Source organism: Streptomyces sp. NPDC092045 (genome assembly GCF_044756005.1).
GTDB lineage: Bacteria > Actinomycetota > Actinomycetes > Streptomycetales > Streptomycetaceae > Streptomyces.
Window position 1 is genome coordinate 71,947 of record NZ_JBIVSC010000007.1, and the last position, 19,945, is coordinate 91,891.

At 73.8% G+C, this 19,945-nt stretch carries 24 protein-coding genes and 1 riboswitch; of the genes, 12 read left to right on the forward strand and 12 right to left on the reverse strand.

Going from position 1 to position 19,945, the window contains the following annotated elements:
• Window positions 1-14: 14 nt before the first annotated feature.
• Window positions 15-878, reverse strand: coding sequence for a hypothetical protein (locus tag ACIQKA_RS19575; RefSeq protein ID WP_402541703.1), 864 nt, complete (start codon window positions 876-878; stop codon window positions 15-17).
• Window positions 879-885: 7 nt separating this feature from the next.
• Complete coding sequence (locus ACIQKA_RS19580; RefSeq protein ID WP_383159801.1) at window positions 886-1,740, reverse strand: bifunctional 5,10-methylenetetrahydrofolate dehydrogenase/5,10-methenyltetrahydrofolate cyclohydrolase; 855 nt, start codon at window positions 1,738-1,740, stop codon at window positions 886-888.
• A 28-nt stretch (window positions 1,741-1,768) separates the two neighbouring features.
• Window positions 1,769-1,874, reverse strand: a riboswitch (ZMP/ZTP riboswitch).
• A gap of 255 nt (window positions 1,875-2,129) precedes the next feature.
• Between ACIQKA_RS19580 and ACIQKA_RS19585 the strand changes: the two genes are divergently transcribed.
• Window positions 2,130-3,083, forward strand: coding sequence for a terpene cyclase (locus ACIQKA_RS19585; protein ID WP_391094941.1), 954 nt, complete (start codon window positions 2,130-2,132; stop codon window positions 3,081-3,083).
• Between the two features lie 51 nt (window positions 3,084-3,134).
• On the opposite strand, the gene ACIQKA_RS19590 is transcribed toward ACIQKA_RS19585, so the two are convergent.
• Complete coding sequence (locus ACIQKA_RS19590) at window positions 3,135-3,965, reverse strand: DUF1206 domain-containing protein (protein ID WP_383160533.1); 831 nt, start codon at window positions 3,963-3,965, stop codon at window positions 3,135-3,137.
• Window positions 3,966-4,148: 183 nt separating this feature from the next.
• Between ACIQKA_RS19590 and ACIQKA_RS19595 the strand changes: the two genes are divergently transcribed.
• Window positions 4,149-4,958 (forward strand): alpha/beta fold hydrolase, encoded by an 810-nt coding sequence (locus ACIQKA_RS19595; RefSeq protein ID WP_383160531.1) that lies wholly within the window; start codon window positions 4,149-4,151, stop codon window positions 4,956-4,958.
• 40 nt (window positions 4,959-4,998) lie between these two features.
• Window positions 4,999-5,991 (forward strand): glutathione S-transferase family protein, encoded by a 993-nt coding sequence (locus ACIQKA_RS19600; RefSeq protein ID WP_383160529.1) that lies wholly within the window; start codon window positions 4,999-5,001, stop codon window positions 5,989-5,991.
• Between the two features lie 395 nt (window positions 5,992-6,386).
• Here the strand turns inward: ACIQKA_RS19600 and ACIQKA_RS19605 are convergent, their stop codons facing one another.
• On the reverse strand, window positions 6,387-7,637 hold the full coding sequence (locus ACIQKA_RS19605; RefSeq protein ID WP_402541706.1) for a PP2C family protein-serine/threonine phosphatase: 1,251 nt from the start codon (window positions 7,635-7,637) through the stop codon (window positions 6,387-6,389).
• 261 nt (window positions 7,638-7,898) lie between these two features.
• On the opposite strand from ACIQKA_RS19605, the gene ACIQKA_RS19610 reads away from it, so the two are divergent.
• From ACIQKA_RS19610 to ACIQKA_RS19640, 7 genes are all read left to right on the forward strand, one after another.
• A complete protein-coding gene (locus ACIQKA_RS19610; protein WP_390108819.1) occupies window positions 7,899-8,432 on the forward strand; it encodes a DUF6328 family protein in 534 nt (177 codons plus the stop codon).
• A 122-nt stretch (window positions 8,433-8,554) separates the two neighbouring features.
• Entirely contained in the window at window positions 8,555-9,349 is a 795-nt protein-coding gene (locus ACIQKA_RS19615; protein WP_383158989.1) for a PepSY domain-containing protein, read from the forward strand.
• 287 nt (window positions 9,350-9,636) lie between these two features.
• On the forward strand, window positions 9,637-10,173 hold the full coding sequence (locus ACIQKA_RS19620; RefSeq protein WP_383158987.1) for an EF-hand domain-containing protein: 537 nt from the start codon (window positions 9,637-9,639) through the stop codon (window positions 10,171-10,173).
• A 95-nt stretch (window positions 10,174-10,268) separates the two neighbouring features.
• The gene (locus tag ACIQKA_RS19625) at window positions 10,269-11,384 is read left to right on the forward strand and encodes an isocitrate/isopropylmalate family dehydrogenase (RefSeq protein WP_402541708.1); all 1,116 of its coding nucleotides are present in this window, start codon (window positions 10,269-10,271) and stop codon (window positions 11,382-11,384) included.
• On the forward strand, window positions 11,381-12,055 hold the full coding sequence (locus ACIQKA_RS19630) for a cysteine hydrolase family protein (RefSeq protein ID WP_402541710.1): 675 nt from the start codon (window positions 11,381-11,383) through the stop codon (window positions 12,053-12,055). The genes ACIQKA_RS19625 and ACIQKA_RS19630 overlap by 4 nt, the downstream gene beginning before the upstream one ends.
• On the forward strand, window positions 12,022-12,921 hold the full coding sequence (locus tag ACIQKA_RS19635) for an SAM-dependent methyltransferase (protein WP_391094946.1): 900 nt from the start codon (window positions 12,022-12,024) through the stop codon (window positions 12,919-12,921). The genes ACIQKA_RS19630 and ACIQKA_RS19635 overlap by 34 nt, the downstream gene beginning before the upstream one ends.
• A 93-nt stretch (window positions 12,922-13,014) precedes the next feature.
• Window positions 13,015-13,683 (forward strand): hypothetical protein, encoded by a 669-nt coding sequence (locus ACIQKA_RS19640; RefSeq protein WP_391094948.1) that lies wholly within the window; start codon window positions 13,015-13,017, stop codon window positions 13,681-13,683.
• 24 nt (window positions 13,684-13,707) lie between these two features.
• On the opposite strand, the gene ACIQKA_RS19645 is transcribed toward ACIQKA_RS19640, so the two are convergent.
• The 8 genes from ACIQKA_RS19645 to ACIQKA_RS19680 form a co-directional block, all read right to left on the reverse strand.
• A complete protein-coding gene (locus ACIQKA_RS19645) occupies window positions 13,708-14,067 on the reverse strand; it encodes a gas vesicle protein GvpK (protein WP_391095051.1) in 360 nt (119 codons plus the stop codon).
• A gap of 86 nt (window positions 14,068-14,153) precedes the next feature.
• On the reverse strand, window positions 14,154-14,369 hold the full coding sequence (locus ACIQKA_RS19650) for a gas vesicle protein (protein WP_383158973.1): 216 nt from the start codon (window positions 14,367-14,369) through the stop codon (window positions 14,154-14,156).
• Window positions 14,366-15,334, reverse strand: a complete 969-nt coding sequence (locus ACIQKA_RS19655; RefSeq protein WP_391094949.1) for a GvpL/GvpF family gas vesicle protein — start codon at window positions 15,332-15,334, stop codon at window positions 14,366-14,368. The genes ACIQKA_RS19650 and ACIQKA_RS19655 overlap by 4 nt, the downstream gene beginning before the upstream one ends.
• Window positions 15,331-15,807: a gas vesicle protein GvpJ gene (gene gvpJ, locus ACIQKA_RS19660; RefSeq protein WP_383432984.1), complete on the reverse strand. Its 477-nt coding sequence runs from the start codon at window positions 15,805-15,807 to the stop codon at window positions 15,331-15,333. The genes ACIQKA_RS19655 and gvpJ overlap by 4 nt, the downstream gene beginning before the upstream one ends.
• 18 nt (window positions 15,808-15,825) lie before the next feature.
• The gene (locus ACIQKA_RS19665; RefSeq protein WP_383158966.1) at window positions 15,826-16,074 is read right to left on the reverse strand and encodes a gas vesicle protein GvpG; all 249 of its coding nucleotides are present in this window, start codon (window positions 16,072-16,074) and stop codon (window positions 15,826-15,828) included.
• A 51-nt stretch (window positions 16,075-16,125) separates the two neighbouring features.
• Window positions 16,126-16,842 carry a GvpL/GvpF family gas vesicle protein gene (locus tag ACIQKA_RS19670; protein WP_383432986.1) on the reverse strand — a complete coding sequence of 239 codons (717 nt, stop codon included), beginning with the start codon at window positions 16,840-16,842 and terminating at the stop codon, window positions 16,126-16,128.
• Between the two features lie 3 nt (window positions 16,843-16,845).
• A complete protein-coding gene (locus tag ACIQKA_RS19675; protein ID WP_383158962.1) occupies window positions 16,846-17,310 on the reverse strand; it encodes a gas vesicle structural protein GvpA in 465 nt (154 codons plus the stop codon).
• A 28-nt stretch (window positions 17,311-17,338) separates the two neighbouring features.
• On the reverse strand, window positions 17,339-17,707 hold the full coding sequence (locus ACIQKA_RS19680; protein WP_383158960.1) for a gas vesicle protein: 369 nt from the start codon (window positions 17,705-17,707) through the stop codon (window positions 17,339-17,341).
• A gap of 220 nt (window positions 17,708-17,927) precedes the next feature.
• Between ACIQKA_RS19680 and ACIQKA_RS19685 the strand changes: the two genes are divergently transcribed.
• Together ACIQKA_RS19685 and ACIQKA_RS19690 are read left to right on the forward strand one after the other, a co-directional pair.
• On the forward strand, window positions 17,928-18,806 hold the full coding sequence (locus ACIQKA_RS19685; protein ID WP_391094951.1) for a histone protein: 879 nt from the start codon (window positions 17,928-17,930) through the stop codon (window positions 18,804-18,806).
• Window positions 18,807-18,809: 3 nt separating this feature from the next.
• Window positions 18,810-19,904: an SRPBCC family protein gene (locus tag ACIQKA_RS19690; RefSeq protein ID WP_402541711.1), complete on the forward strand. Its 1,095-nt coding sequence runs from the start codon at window positions 18,810-18,812 to the stop codon at window positions 19,902-19,904.
• Window positions 19,905-19,945 lie beyond the last annotated feature (41 nt).

Consider the following 19,945-nt stretch of genomic DNA (forward strand, 5'->3'; position numbering starts at 1 on the left):
CCCGCGCCGGCGCGCTATCTGAGCCGGTGGCTGATCGTGCCGCCGGCGGCGGAGGGGGCGGCCAGGCTGCAGGCGGCGGTGTCCGAGCCGAGGAGGTGGCTCGTCCGGTACGGGTACTGGACGAAGGTCGTCCAGCGCGTGCCGAGCGGCTGCCGGGCGGCCTTGCGGCGCAGCGGCTCGCGGCAGAGCTCCGTGGCCGCCTCGCGCACCGCCCGGTCCGTGGCGTAGCGGCCGGTCAGCCGGGGGCGGGCGACGAGTTCGGCGGAGTGCGGCGTGTCGCAGGCCCGCCGGACGACGGTGCCCGGCGCCTCGCGGTCGATGTCGAAGCAGTCGCCCACGTGCAGCGCCTCGAAGGAGAGGGGCCGCCCGGAGCGCCGTTCGCGCTTCGGGGTGCCGGAGGGGGACGGGGCGGTGCTCGCGGAGGGGGTGCTCCCGGTCCGTGACGGCACGGGGGACGCGGCCGTGCGCGGGGTCCGGTCTCCGGGCTCCGTGCGGGTCGGCGTGCCGTCCCGCGTGGCCGCGGTCGTCGGCGTGCCGTCCCGTGTCGTGCCGGGTGCCGACGTGACGGCGCTCCCGGCGCCGGACGCGCGGGGCGACGGGCCGCCGGTCGCGGAGGGGACCGTGCCGGGGCCGGCGCCCCCGGTGGTGACGGGGGACGGCGCGCTCGCCGGGTTCCCGTCGTCCTCCCCGCCCCGGACGGACAGGAAGGCGGTCGCCACCAGGGCGGCCGTGAGCAGCGGGACGAGCGGCGTGCCGAACCAGCGGGCGCGGCGCGGCGCCGGCCGGTGGTCGCGGCCCCGGCGCTCCCCGTCGGCCGGGCGTCGTGCGCACAGCATCGCGACGACCGCCGAACGCGCGCCCTGCCGCCTTCCCGTCATGGTCGTCCTACAGCCCCAGCTGGCGCTCGGCGCCCTCGACGGTCTGGGCGAGGAGCACGGCGATGGTCATGGGGCCGACGCCGCCGGGGACCGGGGTGATGAGGGAGGCGCGCTCGGCGGCCGACGCGAAGTCGACGTCGCCGACGTTGCCCGGGTTGTAGCCGGCGTCGACGACGACGGCGCCGGGCTTGATGTCCTCGCCCTTGATGAAGTTCGGCCTGCCGACGGCGGCGACGAGGACGTCGGCCTCGCGGACGACCGAGGAGAGCTCCCGGGTGCGGGAGTGGCAGTAGGTGACGGTGGCGTCGCGGCCGAGGAGGAGCAGTCCGGCCGGCTTGCCGAGGATGGCGCTGCGGCCCACCACGACGGCCCGCTTGCCGCTCAGTTCGACGTCGTGGGCGTCGAGGAGGCGCATGATGCCGCCGGGGGTGCAGGAGACGAAGCCGGGGAGGCCGAAGCCCATGGCGGCGAAGGAGGCCGTGGTCACGCCGTCGACGTCCTTCTCCGGGGCGATGGCCTCGAAGGCGGCGCGCTCGTCGATGTGGGGGCCGACCGGGTGCTGGAGGAGGATGCCGTGGACCTCGGGGTCCAGGGAGAGGGCGGTGATCGCGGCGACGAGCTCCTCGGTCGTCGTGCTCGCGGGCAGCTCGACGTGCCGGGAACGGATCCCCGCCTTCGCGCAGCGGTTCCGCTTCATCTTCACGTACGTCACGGAGGCGGGGTCCTCGCCGACCAGGACGGTCGCGAGACAGGGGGTGACGCCGGTGCGGCGGGTGACCTCGGCGGCGCGGGCGGCGGTCTCCTCGACCGTGCGGCGGGCGAGGGCCGTACCGTCCATGAGGGCGGCGGTGCTGGTGGACATGGCAACTCCTGGGCGTCGTCTCTGACCGGTGGTTCGCCCAGGCGCACGGCATGCGGCACGGCCGCGCCGGTGGGCGCTCCGCCGGGCCGCTCCACGGTGGTGATCCACCTCAAGCGCCAGTCACGGCCCGGGCCCCACTCTACGTGAGGGGCCGGGGGCGAGTCTCGGACAGGTCCGGGTCGGGCTCCGGGGGCGGCGGCCGCCCGCACGGGACGAATCGTCGCTGACCGTCCCAGGCCCCACCGCGAACGGCCGCCGGTCGGATCCCGGCCGTTGGGATCCGGTTTCGATCCCCTTGTTATTCCTGGCAGTTAGTGATCAATTCAAGTACTCTTCGATCGCGCCGGGGGGCGTCGGTGGCACCCGGGCCCAATGCCCAGGGGGTGCACGTGTTCCACGCCGCAGTGCTCGACCTTCCGTTCCCGCCGCACAGCCATCCGGACCGGGAGCCCGCCGCCCGCCTCCACCGGGAGTGGCTGCGGCGGCACGAAGGGCTCGCCGGGGCCGTCGACCGGGCGGTGTACGAGCGGTGGGAGGTGCCCCGGCTCGCGGCGTTCACCAGTCCCGACTGCTCCACCGGCGACCTCGCCCTCGCGGCGGACCTGCTCGGCTTCTACTTCCTCTTCGACGACGGGTTCGACACCGGTCTCGGCCGGGCCCCCGCGCGGGTGGCGGAGGTCTGCACGCGGTTGACGGCCCTCCTGCACGGGGACGGCCCCGAGCCCGGCGCCCGCACCCCCGTCGAGCGGGCCTTCGCCGACCTCTGGGAGCGCAGCGCGCGCGGCATGTCCGCCCGGTGGCGGGCCAGGAGCGCCTACAACTGGGAGTGGTACTTCGCCTGCCACCCGGCCGAGGCGGCCGGCCGGCTCTCCGGCCGGCTCCCGGACCGGGAGGGCTATCTGGCGCTCCGCCGGGGCACGGCCGCCATGGAGACGCTCTTCGACATGGTCGAGCGGCTCAACCGGTTCGAGGTGCCGCAGGAGGTGCTGCACCATCCGACCTTGCGCCTGATGCGCCAACTCGCCGCCGACATACCGTCGTTCACCAATGACGTGCACTCGTACGCGCAGGAGCTCGCCCGGGGCGACGTCGCCAACATGGTGATGATCGTCCGTGAGGAGCTCGGCGGCACTCCCGAGGAGGCGGCCGCCCAGGTGATGCGCGAGGCCCAGGCGATGGTCGACCGCTTCGTGGAGCTGACCGCCCAGGTCCCCGGGATATGCGACCTCCTGGGCCTCTCCCCGGCCGGGAACGAGGCCGCCCGCCGGTACGTCGACGGCCTCTCCTCCTGGATCGCCGGCTACCACCGCTGGGAGGTCGACACCGGCCGCTACGGCCATTGAGAACGCCCCGCACGCGTACGCGTGCGGGGCGCCCGGGTCCTGGCCGACGGATCAGACGTCGCGCCACTTCGCCTGGCCGAAGGAGAAGACCCCGAAGAGGACGAGTCCGACGGCCACGGCGACCAGCAGCCACGGTCCGGCGGGGGTCTGCGCGAACGAGCGGATCGCGTCGTCCATGCCCTTGGCCTCGTTCGGGTCGAACTGGATCGCCGCCTTCAGGCCGAAGAAACCGATGGCCGCGAAGACGAGACCGCGTCCCACGCCGCCGGCGATGCCGGTCACGTCCATGAAGCGCCGCTGCTTCTCGGACATCGTGGCCCAGGTCAGGTGCTTGCGGTACTTCCGCATCACGGCCCGGCCGCCCATCCACAGCCCCGCGCCGAGGAAGCCCACCGCCGCCGCGCCGACCAGCCACTGTCCCGCCGGCAGGTCGAGGAGACGGCCGGTGATGTCGTGGCTCTGGCGGTCGGTCGAACCGGCGCCGCTGTTCCGGTTCCCCGTCGCGAAGGACAGGACGAAGAAGGCCGAGACGGCGTAGAAGACGAACCGGGCGCCGGACACGGCCCGCTTGGCCGGCTTGTCCCCCTTCGGACCGGCGCTGCCGAACAGGGCCTCCGAGAGCCGCCACAGCGCCATCCCGACGAGTCCGATGCCGAGGGCCCAGAGGATCACCGCTCCGAACGGCGTCCCGGCGACCTGTGCGAGGGCGCCTCCCTTGTCGGCCTGTTCGCCGGTGCCCGTGAGTCCGATGCGCACGGCCAGGACTCCTATGAGCAGGTACAGCACTCCACGCGCGACGAAGCCCGCCCGGGCGCCCGCCCGCACCACGTCCCCACGGGCCGCTCTTCTCGCGACGGCCGTGGTCGACCCCCCTGCGCTCATGCCCATTCACCCCTTCTCGGATCGGAATGACCGGGTGCCCCGTCTTCTCCGTTCGAACCCTCGCGGCACGTTCGAACGCCGACCGGTGCGCCGCGCGGGCCGGCGCGGATCACCGTTTGCGCCCTTCCCGCGCCCGGCGGAGACTGGGCGGGATCGGGGGGCGATCCGGAGAGGGCCTGGACGATGGGCGCATACGCTGACCTTCCCGGGGTCAGGACCTGGTACGAGACCGAGGGCGAGGGCGACCCGCTGGTCCTGCTGCACGGCGGCTTCTGCACCAACGAGACGTGGGGCGCCCAGCGTCCCGACCTGGCCGGCGCGCACCGGCTCTTCCTGCCCGAGCGGCGCGCGCACGGGCACACCCCCGACGTGGCCGGGCCGCTGTCGTACCGGGACATGGCGGACGACACGGTGGCGTTCCTGGAGCGGGTGGTCGGCGGTCCGGCGCATCTGGTCGGGTGGAGCGACGGCGCCGTCGTCGCGCTGCTCGTCGCCGCGGCCCGGCCCGACCTGGTCCGCAAGCTCGTGGCGATCGGGGCGAACTTCCGCCCCGGCCCCGAGTGCTTCGCCGATCCGGCCATGCTCGACGCGATGGCGCCCGACAGCCCGGACATGGAGTTCTTCCGCGAGATGTACGCGGCCGTCACGCCGGACGGCGCGGACCACTGGCCGGTGGTGGCGGCCAAGGTGGTCGACATGTGGCGGACCCAGCCGACGCTCTCCCCCGAGGACCTGGGGCGCGTGCGGGCGCCCGCGCTGGTCGTGGTCGGCGACGACGACATGATGACGCTCGAACACACCGCCGCCCTCTACCGCGCGCTCCCGGACGCCCGGCTGGCCGTGGTGCCCGGCGCCTCCCACCTGGTGCCGCTGGAACAGCCGGACCGGGTCAACCGGATGATCCTCGACCACCTGGCGCGGGACGGGCCCGTCGAGACGATGATGCCGGTCCTGCGCGCGGCGCCCGCGGCCCCGGACGGCGCTCCCGGCTGATCGCGGGCGGAGCCGCACGGGGCGGGCTACGCTCGTGGCCATGGCTGGCGACGGTGAGTACGAACGCGACCGGAACTACATCACGACACGGATCACGGCCGACGGCCGGGACGGCTTCCCCGTCGAGCCGGGGCGCTACCGGCTGGTCGTCGCCCGCGCGTGCCCGTGGGCGAACCGCGCCTCGATCGTCCGGCGCCTCATGGGCCTGGAGGACGTCCTGTCGATGGGGATCGCCGGGCCCGTGCACGACGAGCGCAGCTGGTCCTTCCACCTGGACCCGGGCGGCAGGGACCCGGTCCTCGGCATCGAAAGGCTCCAGGAGGCGTTCTTCCGGCGGGACCCCGCCTACGCGCGCGGGATCACCGTGCCCGCGATCGTCGACGTCCCCACCGGCGCGGTGGTGACCAACGACTTCGCGCGGATCACGCTCGACCTGGGCAGCCAGTGGACGGCCCACCAGAGGGACGGCGCGCCGGAGCTCTACCCGGAGAAGTGGCGCGACGAGATCGACGACGTGGCCGAGAAGGTGTACCGGGACGTCAACAACGGTGTCTACCAGTGCGGTTTCGCGAGCAGCCAGGAGGCCTACGACAAGGCGTACCGAAGGCTGTGGGACCGGTTGGAATGGCTGGAGGAGCGGCTTGGGAACCGGCGCTATCTGGTCGGGGACACCCTCACGGAGGCCGACGTCCGCCTCTTCACGACCCTCGTGCGGTTCGACGCCGTCTACCACGGCCACTTCAAGTGCAACCGGCGGAAGCTGACCGAACTCCCGGCGCTGTGGGGCTACGCGCGGGACCTGTTCCAGACGCCCGGTTTCGGCGACACCGTCGACTTCGAGCAGATCAAGACGCACTACTACGTCGTCCACCGCGCCATCAATCCGACCGGGGTCGTCCCCCTGGGCCCGGACACCCGGAACTGGCTGTCGGCGCACGGCCGGGAGGAGCTCGGCGGGCGCCCGTTCGGTGACGGCACGCCGCCCGGGCCTCCTCCCGAGTCCGAGCGGGTGCCGCCGCTCGGCGCGGGCTGAGTTCCTCCCGGCCGGGCGGTGTCCCGGTCCCGCACGCGCGTCGACCCCCGCCCTGCGACAGGGCGGGGGCCGACGCGCGCGACGATCGGGTCACCGATCACGGACCGGCGCTCAGGTCACCGGTTCCGGCCCGGGGCCCGGCGGGGGCAGCGGACCGGGCTGCGGGAAGGGGTCCGGAGGCGGTGTCGGGGCCGGCGGATCCGGCTCCGGCCGGGGCGGGGCGGGCGGAACGGGGTCCGGACCGCCGGGTCCGGGAACCGGCCCCGGCAGCGGTCCCGGTCCGGGAGCGGGGCCTGGCCCGGGCGGGGGCGTGGGGCTCGGAGGGACGGGATCGTTCGGGGGCGTGCTCATGAACCCTCCTGACGGTTCTCCGTGGTCTCGCTGTCGACCCGCGCCTACCCGCGCCCGGAGCGATCACTCGCCCCCGAAGTCCGTTGGTGTCCTTCCGCCGTGTCCGGCCCCGCTCCTCCGCCGCGCCCGCTCGGGTGCCACTCGGTGAGCAGGATGGTGGCGTCGTCGCGCAGCTTGTGGCCCTGGTGCTGCCGCAGCCCCTGTACCAGGCGGCGGAGGGCCTCGGGGGCGGGGGCACCGGCCGCCGTGGCGCGGATGACGGTGTCGGCCAGCCGTTCTTCGCCGTAGAAGTCCCCTCCGGGCGAGCGCGCCTCGGTGACGCCGTCGCTGTAGAGGAGGATCCGGTCGCCCGGCTGGAGGCGCTCGGTGTGCTCGGTGGGCGGCGCGTCCCTGAGGAACCCCCAGCCGAGGGGCAGGTCGGGCTCCCGTTCGAGGACCTGCGGGAGCACCCTGCCGTGACGGATCAGCAGGGGCGGCGGATGCCCGCAGTTGATCCAGGTCAGCCGCCCGTCGGAGGCGTCCAGATGGGCGACGACGGCGGTCATGAGGCGGTCGGTGAACCAGGTGTCCAGGATCTCGTCGATCGAGGTGACGATGTCGCTCAGCGAACCCCCGGAGCGGCGGGCGGCCCGGCAGGCGGCGAGCCCGGCCGCGCCGGCCCCGCCGGAGGCGAGGTCGTGGCCCATGGAGTCGATGACGGTCAGGTGCAGGCCGCGGTCGTCCAGGGTGTGGTCGAAGGTGTCGCCGCCGATGTCGTACGCGGGTTCGAGGACCGCCGAGGAGGTGACCTCCGCCGTGCCGATGGTCCGAGGCGGCAGGAAGGCCCACAGCAACTCGGCCTGCACCGTCATCGCCCGCGCGCGCTCGGTCTCGACCAGCAGGTCGCTGTGGGAGGACTTCGACACCACGAGCAGGGCGGCGATCCCGGCGAGCGTCTCACCGCGTTCGAGCAGGGCGGCGTCCAGGACGGGCGCCGTCACCATCAGGACGCCGACGCGCTCCACCCCGTCGAGCATCGGCAGCCAGGCGGTGGACCCGTCCCTCGACCGCTGCGCCTGCTGCGTGCGGTAGGCCAGGCCCGCGAGGGAGGTGTCGACGTCGAGCGTCGGCGGGCCGGCGGCGTGCGGCTGGGGGAGGGCGATCAGCCGGATCTGCTGGAGGTCGGTGACGTACATGGCCGTCCCCCCGAACCCCATGCGGCGGCCCGCGTCCTGGACGAGGCCCGCGAGTTCCCGCCCGGACCGCAGGTGGGAACGGGCCAGCAGACCGCCCAGGACATCCTCGTACGTCGACACACGACCTCCGCGGCTCTTCTCCGGCGTCTTGCGGCGGTGCGGAGCGGCCCGTCCTCCCCCGGGCGCCCCGGGGACCGGTCCCAGGCTACGCAGGCCCTCCGGTGATCGCACTCCCCACGCGCGCGTGCGTACGGACGCGCCTTCCCGGTTCCGGCCCGCCGCGAAGGTCCTCCCGCCGGGCCGGAACGGAGGGTGACGCGCACCCTGGGAAAAGGAAAACTCCAGGCGGATGGGATGCCGACCTGCGGGAAAGAGGACGCCATGGCTGAGGATGCGATACCCGACAGTGACCGGCGAACCAGAAGACACGAGACGTCCGAAGAGCGCGCGGACCGGCGCTGGACCGAACTCATCCAGGAGATCAGGGTCGCCCAGACCGGCGTCCAGATCCTCCTGGGCTTCCTGCTCACCGTGGTGTTCACACCACATTTCCAGGGCCTGGAGCAGACCGACAAGACGATCTACCTCGTCACCGTCGTGCTCGGTTCGCTGGCGACCGGCGCCCTCATCGGGCCCGTGGCCTTCCACCGCATCGTGTCGGGACGCCGCATCAAGCCCCAGGCGGTCGTCTGGGCGTCCCGGCTCACGTTCCTCGGTCTCATCCTGCTCCTCGCGACGCTGATCTCGGCGCTCTTCCTGATCCTGCGGGTGGCCACGCACGACGGCTACGTGCCGTGGCTGGTGTCCGGGGTCTTCGCCTGGTACCTCGTCTGCTGGTTCCTCCTCCCGCTGTGGGCGCGGTTCCGCTACACGAACGGGGACGAGAAGGAGGACGACTCGTCGTCCGACCGGTGAGGCGGCGTCCGGACGGGGGCACCGGGGAGGTTTCCCCCGTCCGGACCGGAGGAGGACCGCGATCGGGTGGTTGGACGGGCGGCCGCGTCACGGAGCGGAGGACACGGGTCAGGAATGGGTGCATGAGCACCTCTCTGCGACATCGACTGCGCGGCCCGGCCGTCGCCTGCCTCGCCGCGTCCTGCGCCCTTCTGCTCGCCGCCTGCGGCTCCGAGCAGAAGGAGACCACCACGACCTCCGCCCGCGTCGCACCGGCCCGGACCACCGGCACGGCCGAGCCGTCGGCGCCGACCTCCGCGCCCGCCTCCCCCTCGGGATCCGCCTCGCCCCGGCTCACCGACGACCAGGCCGAGCGCCAGCGGCTCGTCCCGGCCACCAAGGTCACCTGGGACAAGGCCACGCAGACCGCCGTGGCCGCCGTCCCCGGGAGCAAGCCGGTCGAGACCGAGCTCACCTGGGCGCCGCCGAACGCCACGGCGAGCGGCAGCCCCCGGCCCAGCGGCAGCGCCACCGCGTCCGCCTCTCCGTCCGTCGGCGCCGGCGCGTCCGCCTCCGCGAGCCCGTCGGCGGGCGCGCGGACTCCGGCGTGGCACGCGAGCGTCGCCGCCTCGGACGGCACCCTCCACGACGTCTGGGTCGACGGCGTCAGCGGCAAGGTCATCAGCGACGAGCCGGACGCGGACCAGGACGCCGAGGACAAGCAGGAGCTGGCCGACCGGCTGAAGCGGACCACCGTGACGCCGGAGCAGGCGGTCCAGACGGCCACCGAGGACGACAAGGGCACCGTCACGGCCGTGGAACTGGACGACGACGCCTGGTCGGTGGACGTCGTCGACACCGGCAACTGGGACAAGACGACGTACGAGGTCTCCACGACCGAGCAGCGGGTCCTCCGCAAGGAAGTCGACCGCGACTGACCGCTCCCGTCGGGCCGTTCCCTTTCCCCCCGCCCGTTCCGGCCCCGCCGGGACGGGCGGTTCGCCGTCGACCGCCGACGGTCGCACAGGGGACGGCAGACCGCCGGAAGGGGATCCGCCCCCTGATGTCCAACTTCCCGGCCCGTCATGCGCCGTCCGGCGAACTGCCTCCGATCGTGTACAACAGCCCGGTTCTGTACATCGGAAGCGCCCCCGCACCCCGATAGTGGATCAGCGGCCGGGCGCGTGTCCCGGCGTCGTCCTCACCGAAAGCCGGGTGCATCCTCATGCCCACCACCGAGGCCACCGACCGTGTGCAGCTCGTGTTCTCGCTCTTCGACGCCGACGGGAACGGCTTCCTGGAGCCCGCCGACTTCGAGCTGATGGGGAAGCGGACCGTCGCGGCGCTGCCGGCGGCCGACGAGAAGGCCGGAACGCGGCTCCTCGGCGCCTTCCGCCGGTACGGGGACACGCTCCTGTCCGAGCTGGACGCCGACGGCGACGGGCGGATCAGCCCCGAGGAGTTCACCGCCGTCGTGCTCGACCCGCAGCGGTTCGACGCCGCCGTCGACGAGTTCGCCGAGGCGCTGGCCGCGATGGGCGACGTGCACGGCGACGGCTTCGTCGCCCGCCCCGACTTCCTCGCCCTCATGACCGCCATCGGCTTCGAGCGGCCCAACATCGAGGCGCTGTTCGAGGCCTTCGGCCCGGTGGACGGCGACCGCGTCCCGGTGGCCGTCTGGGCGGCCGGGATCCGGGACTACTACCGCCCGGAGAAGGCCGGCATCGCCGGTGACCGCCTCGTCCCCGGCGCCGCCCGATGACCGGGGAGACGGGGCGGGGGGCCACGGGAACCACCCCGTTAGCGGGAGCCGCACCGGCTGCGGGAGCCGTTCCGCCGGTGCGGGTCCCTTCGCCGGTGACGGACCTTTCCGCCCGCGTCCGGCCCGTGATCGGCCTGGCCGTCGGCCACGGCACGGGGCCGGAGCTGGCGGGCGTCTTCGAGCGCGTACTGGGCGCCCTGGCCACCGGCCGTCCGGGCGGCACGGGCGTGGACGTCGTCCGCTCGCCGCGTCTGTACCACTCGTACGTCTCGCTCCGCCGGGAGCACGACGTCGCCGCCGTGCAGCGGCTGACCGCCGAGGACGCCGACCACTACGAGGCGTGGTGCCGGGAGCTGGCCGGGCGCGGCACCACGGCGGTCTTCCGCACCGCGATCAACGCCCAGTCGCTGTACCTCGTCCGGCGCCGGCTGCGGGCCGTGAAGGTGGACCTGCTGGCGGCCGACGGGCGGTCGCTGCTGCTGGTCAGGGACCAGGCCCAGGGCTTCTACACCGGCGAGAACACGCACGCCGAGGGCGAGGTCACCCGCACCCTCACCTTCAGCCGCGCGATCACCGGCGCGGTCGTCGAACATGCCCTGGAGCGGGCCCGGCGCACCTGGCCGGACGGGCGGATCGGCCGGATCCTCATGGCGTACAAGTTCCATCTGCTCGACGGGGCGTTCGACGCGTGGGCGGCCGACCTGTCCGAGCGGCTCGGGGTGCGGATCGAGGTGTTCCAGCCGGACACGGTCAACCGCAACCTGCTCGCCCACGGACTGCCCGACCGCACCCTGCTGATCGCCGGGAACGAGTGGGCCGACATCATGCACGTCATGCTCCTCGACCGGTACGGCTCGGACCGGCAGGAGAACCGCTGCACGGAGAACGTCTGTCTCGATCCGGCGCTGCGGGGCCTGGTGGAGTACCAGACCGTGCACGGCTCGGCAGACGACCTGGCGGGGCGGGACCTGGTCAACCCGGTGGCCACGGTCCGGGCCGCCGCGCTCGTCGCCGAGCACCACGCCGGGTGCGAGGGCGCCGTGGCGGCCGTGGAGGCCGCCCTCGCGGTCCTCGGCGAGCGGGGCGTGCGCACCCCCGACCTCGGCGGCCGGCACTCCACGGGCGACGTGGTCGACGCCCTGCTCGACGCGCTCGACGTCTCCGGACCGGACGGCGCCCTGCGCGACGCGGCCCTGGTGGGCGGCCCGTGACCGGACCGGCGCGCACGGCCCTGGTCGTGGTGGACCTGCAGAACGACTTCTGCGCGAGTCCCCTGGCCGGGGCCCGGTTCCGCGGCGACCCGGCGGCCCTGGACGCCGTCGTCTCCGCGACCGCCGGAGCGGTCGCGGAGGCCCGGCGCAGGGGCGTGGAGGTGGTCTTCGTCCGCTTCACCGGCGACCCCGCCCACCAGGGGGCGAGCTGGCGACTGCGGGACCGGGGCCGGGGCAGGCCGCCGAAGTGCCTGGAGGGCACCTGGGGCGCGGACTTCCACCGGGTCCTGCCCGCCGCCGGCGAGGCCGTCTTCACCAAGCGGGCCTGCTTCGACGCCTTCCTGACGGCGGGCTTCGAGGAGCACCTGCGCGCCCGGGGCGTCGCACACCTGGTGTTCGCGGGCCTGTTCGCGGACGTGTGCGTGGACTCCACGGCCCGCACCGCGTTCCAGAAGGGCTTCCACGTCACCGTGCCGGCGGACTGCACCACGTCCCTGCACCTGCCGTACGAGGAGGTCCTCGCGTTCATGCGCGTCCTCTACGGCGCCCGCACCCCCGCCTCGGACGACCCGTCCGTGTGGGACGTCCCCGCGGCGGAACCGCGGCGGCACGAAGAGGAAGAGGAGAAGGAGGAGAAGTGCGCACCACAGCCGGTCCGGCCCCGGGGGTGACGGCGGGCGTGGGCCGCACCGCCCTGCTGGTGGCCGCCGCCCGTGCCGTCGAGACCCACCGTCCCGACGCGCTCGCCCGCGACCCGTTCGCCGCCGCCTTCGTCCGGGCCGCGCCGGACACCGCCGGCTGGCCGCTGCACCCCGACGAGGTGCCCGGCGGCGCCTCGGATCCGCTGTGGGGCAGGCTCGGCCGGTACTTCGGGCTGAGGACCCGCGTCCTGGACGATCACCTGCTGGCGTCCGCCCGGTCGGGCGTGCGCCAGGTGGTGCTGCTGGGCGCGGGGCTCGACTCCCGGGCCCTCCGGCTCGGCTGGCCCGCCGGGACCGTGGTCCACGAGATCGACTCGGCCGACGTGCTGGCCTTCAAGCAGTCGGTGCTCGACGGGATCGGGGCGGAGCCCGTCGCCGAGCGCCGCCCGTGCGCCGCCGACCTCCGGCACGACTGGACGACGGCCCTCCTCGCATCCGGCTTCGACCCGTCCGCCCCGACCGCCTGGCTCGCCGAGGGCCTGCTGCTCTACCTCCCCGCCGAGGCCGAGCGGCGGCTGATCGAGGACGTGGACCGGCTCAGCGCCGCCGGCGGCACGCTGGCGTACGAGATCAAGGAGGTGACCGCCGAATCGACGCGCGTGCGCGGCGGCCCCGTGTACGCGGCGGCGCGCGAGCGGATCGGCATCGACCTGCCGGGCCTCTTCGCCGCGGGGCCGCGCCCCGATTCGGCCGGGTTCCTCGCCGCGCGCGGCTGGCGGGTGGACGTGCACCGCCCGTACGACTTCACCGCGCTCCACGGCCGGGGTCCGCTTCCGGAGCCGGAGGACGCCCTGGCCGCCAACCGCTGGATCTTCGCCGGGGCCGGCCGCTCCTGATCCGCCCGGCGGGCGGGGGCCCCGCGGCCGGCCTCCGGGAGGGCCGTACGGTGGGTGCGGTCATCATCGGGACGAGGATTCGCGGGGGCACGCATGACCATCCACCGACCGGGACTTCCGGAGGACCTTCCGCCGGGCGGGGAGCTGTGGGGCCGGTGGGCGCTGCTCGCGGCGATCGGGGCGACCACCGCGGAGGAGGGGCGCGCGAGCGGCCACCGCGCCGGTCTTCGGGTCGACGCCGAGGGACTCCACCACGACGACTCCGGCTGCACCTGGTGGACCATGTCCCGGAGGGGCGAGGGCCGCTTCGTGCTCTACGGCGAGGACGAGTCGAGCGGGGTGAAGTGGCACGGGACGCCGATCGACATGCTGGCCGGCGGACCGGACTGGCTCCCGTACGACGAGCTGCGCGACCGGATCGAGGGGTACGAGCTGGGCTGCGTCTACTGGTACGAGGACGGGGCCTGGGCCCGCGCGCCGTACCCCGACGACCTCCGGGACGACGGCCTGGACTGCGGCATGAGCGGCTTCGTCGACCGGGAACAGGTGCTGGGAGAGCTGTCGGACCGCCTCCGCGCCCCGGACGGCGGCGGGGCGGACGCGGCGGATCTCCTGGCGGACGCCGAGGCGCACCGGCTGCGGCCGGAACTCCTCCTCGAACGGTTGCGGCCCGCCCGCCACGACGACCCGCCGCTCGACCCGCCCGCCGTGGCCAGGGCCCTCGACCTGGCGGGCCTCACCGTCTCCTCCCGCTCCTCCTGACGGCGCGGTCCCGAGCCGCGGCGCTCAGTCCGACCGCGGCAGCAGGGGGCCGAGCGGGCCGAGGTCGAGGTTGAGGTCCTGGAGCGTGTAGCCGTGTTCGGCGCAGAGGTCGGACAGGGCGTCGTGCAGGGCCATCAGGGTGGCGCCCAGCTCCTCCTCCTGTGCGTCGGTGAGGTCGCCCGCGTCGACGCGCCGCAGTGCCTGTCGCTCGATGAGCTGGCGCAGGAGTTCCACGACCGTGAGGACGAGTTTGAGCAGGTCCTCCTCCACCGATTCGTGGTCGGTCCGGAGCCTGCGGGCGGGACGCGGGGGTTCGTCGGTCGGGGCGGGCGGGGCCCGGAGGAGGCGGAAGGCGTCGTTCAGGGCGGTGCCCGCCCGGTCCAGGGGCGGGGCCGTTCCCGGGGGCCGTTCGGGAGGGGGCCTCCCGGGAAGAGGTCTCGGCTCCCCCGGTGCCGGGGCCGCCCCGTCGTTCACTCCGGCCCCCGGTCCAGCGGTGTCAGGGGGTCCGCCGCCGAGTCGACGGACACGATCAGGGCGCGGAGGGAGATGCGGACGAGGTCGATGTCCGCGATCGACAGGACGACGTCGCCGGAGAGGACCACTCCCCCGCTGAGCAGCCTGTCGAGGAGGTCGACCAGGGCGACCTGCCGACCGGGCAGCGACTCGGTGGGCCGGGAGACCGTCATGGCGCCGTCCCCTCCCCGGAGGCTCCGGGCGCGGGGGGCGGTGACGGGGTGGCGAAGGAGTACGGGGCCCACGGGCCGGTCACCTCGACGCGTACGCCGTCGAGGCCCTCCACCGCGGCGGTGAGCGCCGTCCGGAACTCTTCGCCGCGGTCGTACGGGACGAGGTAGGCGTCGTTGAGGACGTTCTCCTCCGGACCCGCCAGGGCGCCGCGCTGGGCGGGGTGGCGCACGCGGTGCGTGCTGAACCGGGCGGCCAGGGCCTCGACGCGGTCGGCGGCCTCCTGGGCGTGCCGGTAGCGGACCTCCTGGGCGCTGTGCTGGGCCCGGCGGCTTCGCAGATAGGCCTTGCCGGGACCGAGGGAGGCGTCGGCGGCGTCCTCGCGGGGCTCCGAAGAGCCGGTGGGGCCGAGGTACAGCTTGACGCCGAACTCGCTCCGGTCGCGGAGGAGGCCGATCCGTTCGGCGAAGACGTGCTGCTGGGCGGCGAGGGCGCCCCGGGCGCGCTCGTCGTTCTGGTAGACGGTCGCCAGGCGCAGCGGGAGGACCGTGTCGTGGCGGGCGACGGTCTGCACGACCTCGTGGTGGGCGCGGGCGACGCCCTCCAGCCACTCCAGGTCCTCGAAGCGGGCCTTCAGCGTCCGCTCGTCGAACTCGTCCGACGCGACCCGGCTGACGACGAACGCGACGGGGGCCGGGTCGGGGCCGGGGGCCGGGTCGGTCGTCGGGAGCGGGTCCGCCGGCGGGGAGCCCACCGGGAAGGAGCCTGCCGAGGGGGGACCCGTCGAGGGGGAAGCCGGTGAGAGGGAGGCCGTCGTGGAGAAGGCCGTCGGCCGGGAGTCCGTCCGGAGGGGCAGGAGGGACACCGGAGCTCCCGACACTCCCCGGACGCCCGCGAGCGACGCGCGCACCTCCGGCGTGTCCGGAGCCGCGGCGTACACGTAGGTGAGGTCCTGGCGGCCGTTCATGTCCTGCGCTTCCGCGGCTTCCGCGCTCCCGTTCCACGACCGGGGGCCGTCCCGTCGTCCGGCTCCGCCTCGTCGTGGGCCTCGGCCTCCCCGACGGTCTCCACGGCCTCCGCGTCCAGCGGCTCTCCCGCTCCCGGCCTCTCGCGCCGCAGTTCCTCCAGCTCCGCGCGGAGCCTGCGGTTCTCCTCCGCCAGCGGGCCGCCGGTGTGCTTCGAGGAGAGCGAGGGGTCGTGCTCCCACCAGTCGATCCCCATCTCCTTCGCCTTGTCCACGGAGGCGACCACGATCCGCAGTTTGATCGTCAGCAGTTCGATGTCGAGCAGGTTGATGCGGATGTCCCCGGCGATGACGATGCCCTTGTCGAGGACCCGCTCCAGGATGTCCGCGAGGTTGGCGGAGGAGCTCGGTCCGTACGGCGACGGCGCCGCCCGGGAGGGGGCGGACCCGAACCGGTCGGGCAGGGGATCAGACACGGCGGCCTCGCTTCCGGGTCATCGCGCGCCCCGCCGGTGGGCGTCGATCTCGTCCAGCCGGTCGAGCAGCCCGTCCTCGTGGCGGTCGAAGGTCTCCTGGTCGATCTCGCCCCGTACGAGCCGGCCCTCCAGCTCCCTGAGCTCCCGCCAGACGGGGGCCGGGTCGTAGTACTCCTCCTCGGCCTCCTCCACGACCCGCTGTGCGATCCAGACGGCGCCGCGCACCGGGGCCACGGGGAGCGTGAGCAGCTGTGTCAGCAGTCCCATCCTCCGCTTCCTCCTTCCTCGTCCGTCTCCTGCCGTCCGCCCTCCTTCCCGCTACCGGACGAAGCTGTACGGCGGCAGGGGGCCGCTCAGCCGGAGATCCACCCCCTCCCCGAGCTGCCGGACCAGACCCGACCACGCCGAGAGGAACTCCTCCTTCCGGTCGTCGGAGACCAGCAGCGAGAGGTTGAGGAAGTCGTCGCCGGACGCCTGCCGGACGCTGTGGTCCCCGGCGTACGGGACGAGCGCGTCGGTCAGTCCGGCCGCGAGCGCGTCCTGCCGCTCCTCCACCTGCGCGGCGACCGTCCTGCCCAGGGCGAGCGGGAGCTGGGGGTCCGGGTCCCCGGCGCGGATCCGCTCGTTGAGCTCCCGCGCCCCGGGGCTCTCCCGCAGGATCTGCCGCAGCAGCTCCTCCTCGTTCCGGGAGGCCCTCACGTGGTACTCGGCGTGACCGTCGAGCCGCTCCAGGTTGGCGAGGTAGCCGTCGGCGTCCTTGCCGAGCGCCTGCTCGACCGTCGCCTCGTCGGCGGCGGTGTAACCGAACTGGAGGGGCAGGACGGGACCGCCCGCCATGAGGCGCTCCTGCACCTCCTGGTGGATCAGCAGGTCGCGCCGCTTGGGCCGGATCTCCTCCGAGACGTCGCTGACCACGGCGTACAGCGGCCCGCACGCGAGGGCGCGCACCGGGGACGGTTCCGCGCCGACTCCGGTCATGTCCGTGACGGCGAGGGGGTGGTCCCGCCCCGTGATCGCGTAGACGTAGAGGGCCATCGGTCACTCCTTCTCCCGGCGCGCCGCGCGTCGGGCGGGAGGCCGCCGGCGCCGGGGAGCGGGCTCCTCCTCCGCCTCTTCCTCGTCCGGCTCCTCGTCGTCGCGGGACCTGCCGGTCAGGGACTCGGTGACGGCGTCGACCGCTCCGCTGAGCGCTCCCTTGGACTTGCCGTGGGCCCCGCCCTCCATCATGCCCCCGACGACCTCGGGGAGCTGCGCCGGAGCCTTGCGGCCGGATTCGAGGTCGAGCCTGTTGCAGGCCTCGGCGAAGCGCAGATAGGTGTCCACGCTGGCCACCACGATCCGGGCGTCGATCTTGAGGATCTCGATCCCCACCAGCGAGACGCGGACGAAGACATCGATCACCAGGCCCCGGTCCAGTATGAGCTCCAGGACGTCGTAGAGAGTGCCCGAGGAGCCTCCGCCCCTGCCGGCGGCGCTGCCGCCGCCCTGCGGCACCATCGTCATGGTGCCTCCCTTCACGGCCGAACCGTTCTCAGAACGGCCGATCGATCATCCCGCGGTTGTAGCGGCGGGTGCGTTCGAAGGAGATCAACGCGCCTTCCTCGTCGAGTGAGACCTTGTAACTGGCCAGGACGCTGGTCGTGTCAGGGATGCGCTCCAGCTCGACCACCTCCACCTGCGCCTCCCACCCCGAGTCGGTGGGCTTGAGGGAGGAGACGGATTCGGGCGGTCTGCCGAGCAGCTTCGCCAGTTGCTCGGCGGCCGAACTCATCGCCGATCCGGCGTCGACGGCCTTCGCCCGGCGCGGTGCGGGCCTGCGTCGGGCGGGGGGCCGCTCCCGCCGTTCGTCGTCGCCGCGCGGGGCGGCCCGCCGGGGGCGGTCCGAGTCTGCTGAAGCCATGTGGCACTTCCGGAAGACGTACGGCCAGTTGTAGCTAGAATTTCATCTTATAGGGGTAAATGTCACGCCCGGGAGAGCAGGCACGTCGCTCACCGCCCGAACGGGGCGTTCTCCACGGCGTACGCGCCGCACGACGTACGCGTGGGGGCACGGCCCGGTACGGAGGGCTCCGTACGAGGTGACGGCGAGGCCGCGGACGCCCGGTGAAGGGACAGAGGCCATGGATGACACGTCCAAGATCGCCCTGGCGGCCGCGGTGGCCGGGGGCTACGTACTGGGACGGACGAAGAAGGGGCGCCTCGCGTTCACCGCGGCGACCTACCTGGCGGGGCGACGCTTCGGCCTCGAACCCCGGCAGCTCGCGGCGGAGGGCCTGAGCAGGCTCAAGGAGATACCCCAGGTCGCGGAGATGGGCGACCAGCTGAAGGGCGAGACCCTGAACGCGGGCCGCCGGGCGCTCAGGGCGGCGGCCGACCGCAAGCTCGCCGACCTCGCCGACTCGCTCCACGAGCGGACGCTCGCGATCGGCAGCGGTGGCGGCGAGGACGAGGAGGAGGAAGGGCGCTACGAGGACGAGGACCGGGAGGACTACGAGGACGACGAGTCGGAGCCCGAGTACGACGAGGAGGACGCCTGGGAGGAGGAAGAGGACGAGGAGGAACCCGAAGAGGACGAGGAGCCGGAGGAGGACGAGGAGGAGGCCGGGCCCGAGGAGGACGAACCGGAGGAGCCACGGCCGCGCCGGTCCTCACGCCCGTCGTCCCGGACGCGCGGCACCTCGGCGTCCGCCGGGAAGGGCGCGCCGGCCGAGAAGACGGCGGCGAGGAGGACCGCCGCGAAGAAGACGGCCTCGAAGCCCGCTGCCAGGAAGACCGCTCCGGCGAAGAAGACCTCCCCCGCCGGGAAGAGCGCCCCCGCGAAGAAGGCCGCTCCGGCGAAGAAGAGCGCCCCCGCTAAGAAGACGGCGGCGCGCGGGACGACGGCCGGGAAGGCCTCGTCCGGGAAGAGCGCGGCCAAGAAGACCGCGGCACGCAAGCCGGCGGCGAAGAAGACCGCCGCGAAGAAGACGGCCGCGCGCAAGCCGTCGGCGCGGAGGTAGGCCATGGCATCCGAGAACCGCACCTCCGCCAAGGAGTCGGAATCCGGGATGGACCGGCTGTTCGGCGAGCTCGGCGACTACCTCTCCGCCCAGGCGGGCCAACTGGCCGAGAAGGCCACGGACAAGCTCGGCGACGTCACCGGCCGGCTCCAGGACGTGGCCGACAACGGCGGCAGCATCGCGGACATCGGCGGGCGCCTGCTCCAGGGGGACTCCCCCGTCAAGGCGGTGGTGGGCCACTCGCTCGGCGGAATGAAGGACAAGGTCACCGACGCCGCCTCGAACCTGTTCGGCGGCAAGGGGAAGGGCAAGCGCAAGAGCGGGACCCAGAAGATCACCAGCATCGTCGAGACGGTCGACGTGGGCGCTCCGCTCCGCAGGGTGTACGACCACTGGGCCCAGTACGAGGACTTCAGCGGCTTCACGAAGGGCGTGCGCAACGTCTCCCAGGGCGACGAGACCACCAGCGACTGGAAGGTCAAGGTGGGCCCCTCCACCCGCAGTTGGAAGGCGACCGTCCAGGAACAGGTGCCGGACGACCACATCATCTGGACCTCGGACGGCGCCAAGGGGTCGACCCGGGGCTGCGTCAGCTTCCACGAACTGGCCCCGTCGCTCACCCGGATCCTGGTCACCGTCGAGTACTACCCCTCCGGCTTCTTCGAGAAGACGGGCAACGTCTGGCGCGCGCAGGGGCGCCGGCTCCGCCTCGACCTGAAGCACTTCCGCCGCCACGTGACCCTCACCGACGACGAGCCGGAGGGGTGGCGCGGCGAGATCCGCGACGGCGAGGTGGTCCGCACGCACGAGGAGGCCGTGGAGGAGGAGCAGCAGGAGGAGGAAGAGGGGCGGGAAGAGGATCAGGAGGCGGAGGCGGACGGGTTCGACGAGGAGGAGGGAGCGGGGGAACCCCCGGACGAGTACGAGGAGGACGGGGAGTACGGGCCCGGGGAAGAGGACGAGGAGGAGTACGAGGACGAGGACGAGGGCGCCGAGCCCGGTGAGGAGTACGACGAGGAGGACGAGGACGGCGAAGGGGGCGAGGAGGAGGGCGAGGACGCCTACGAGACCGCCGGCCGGGGGCGGCGCGGGCGCTGAGGAGCCCCGTCGCGACCGAACGGCCCGCCGCACCCTCGTCG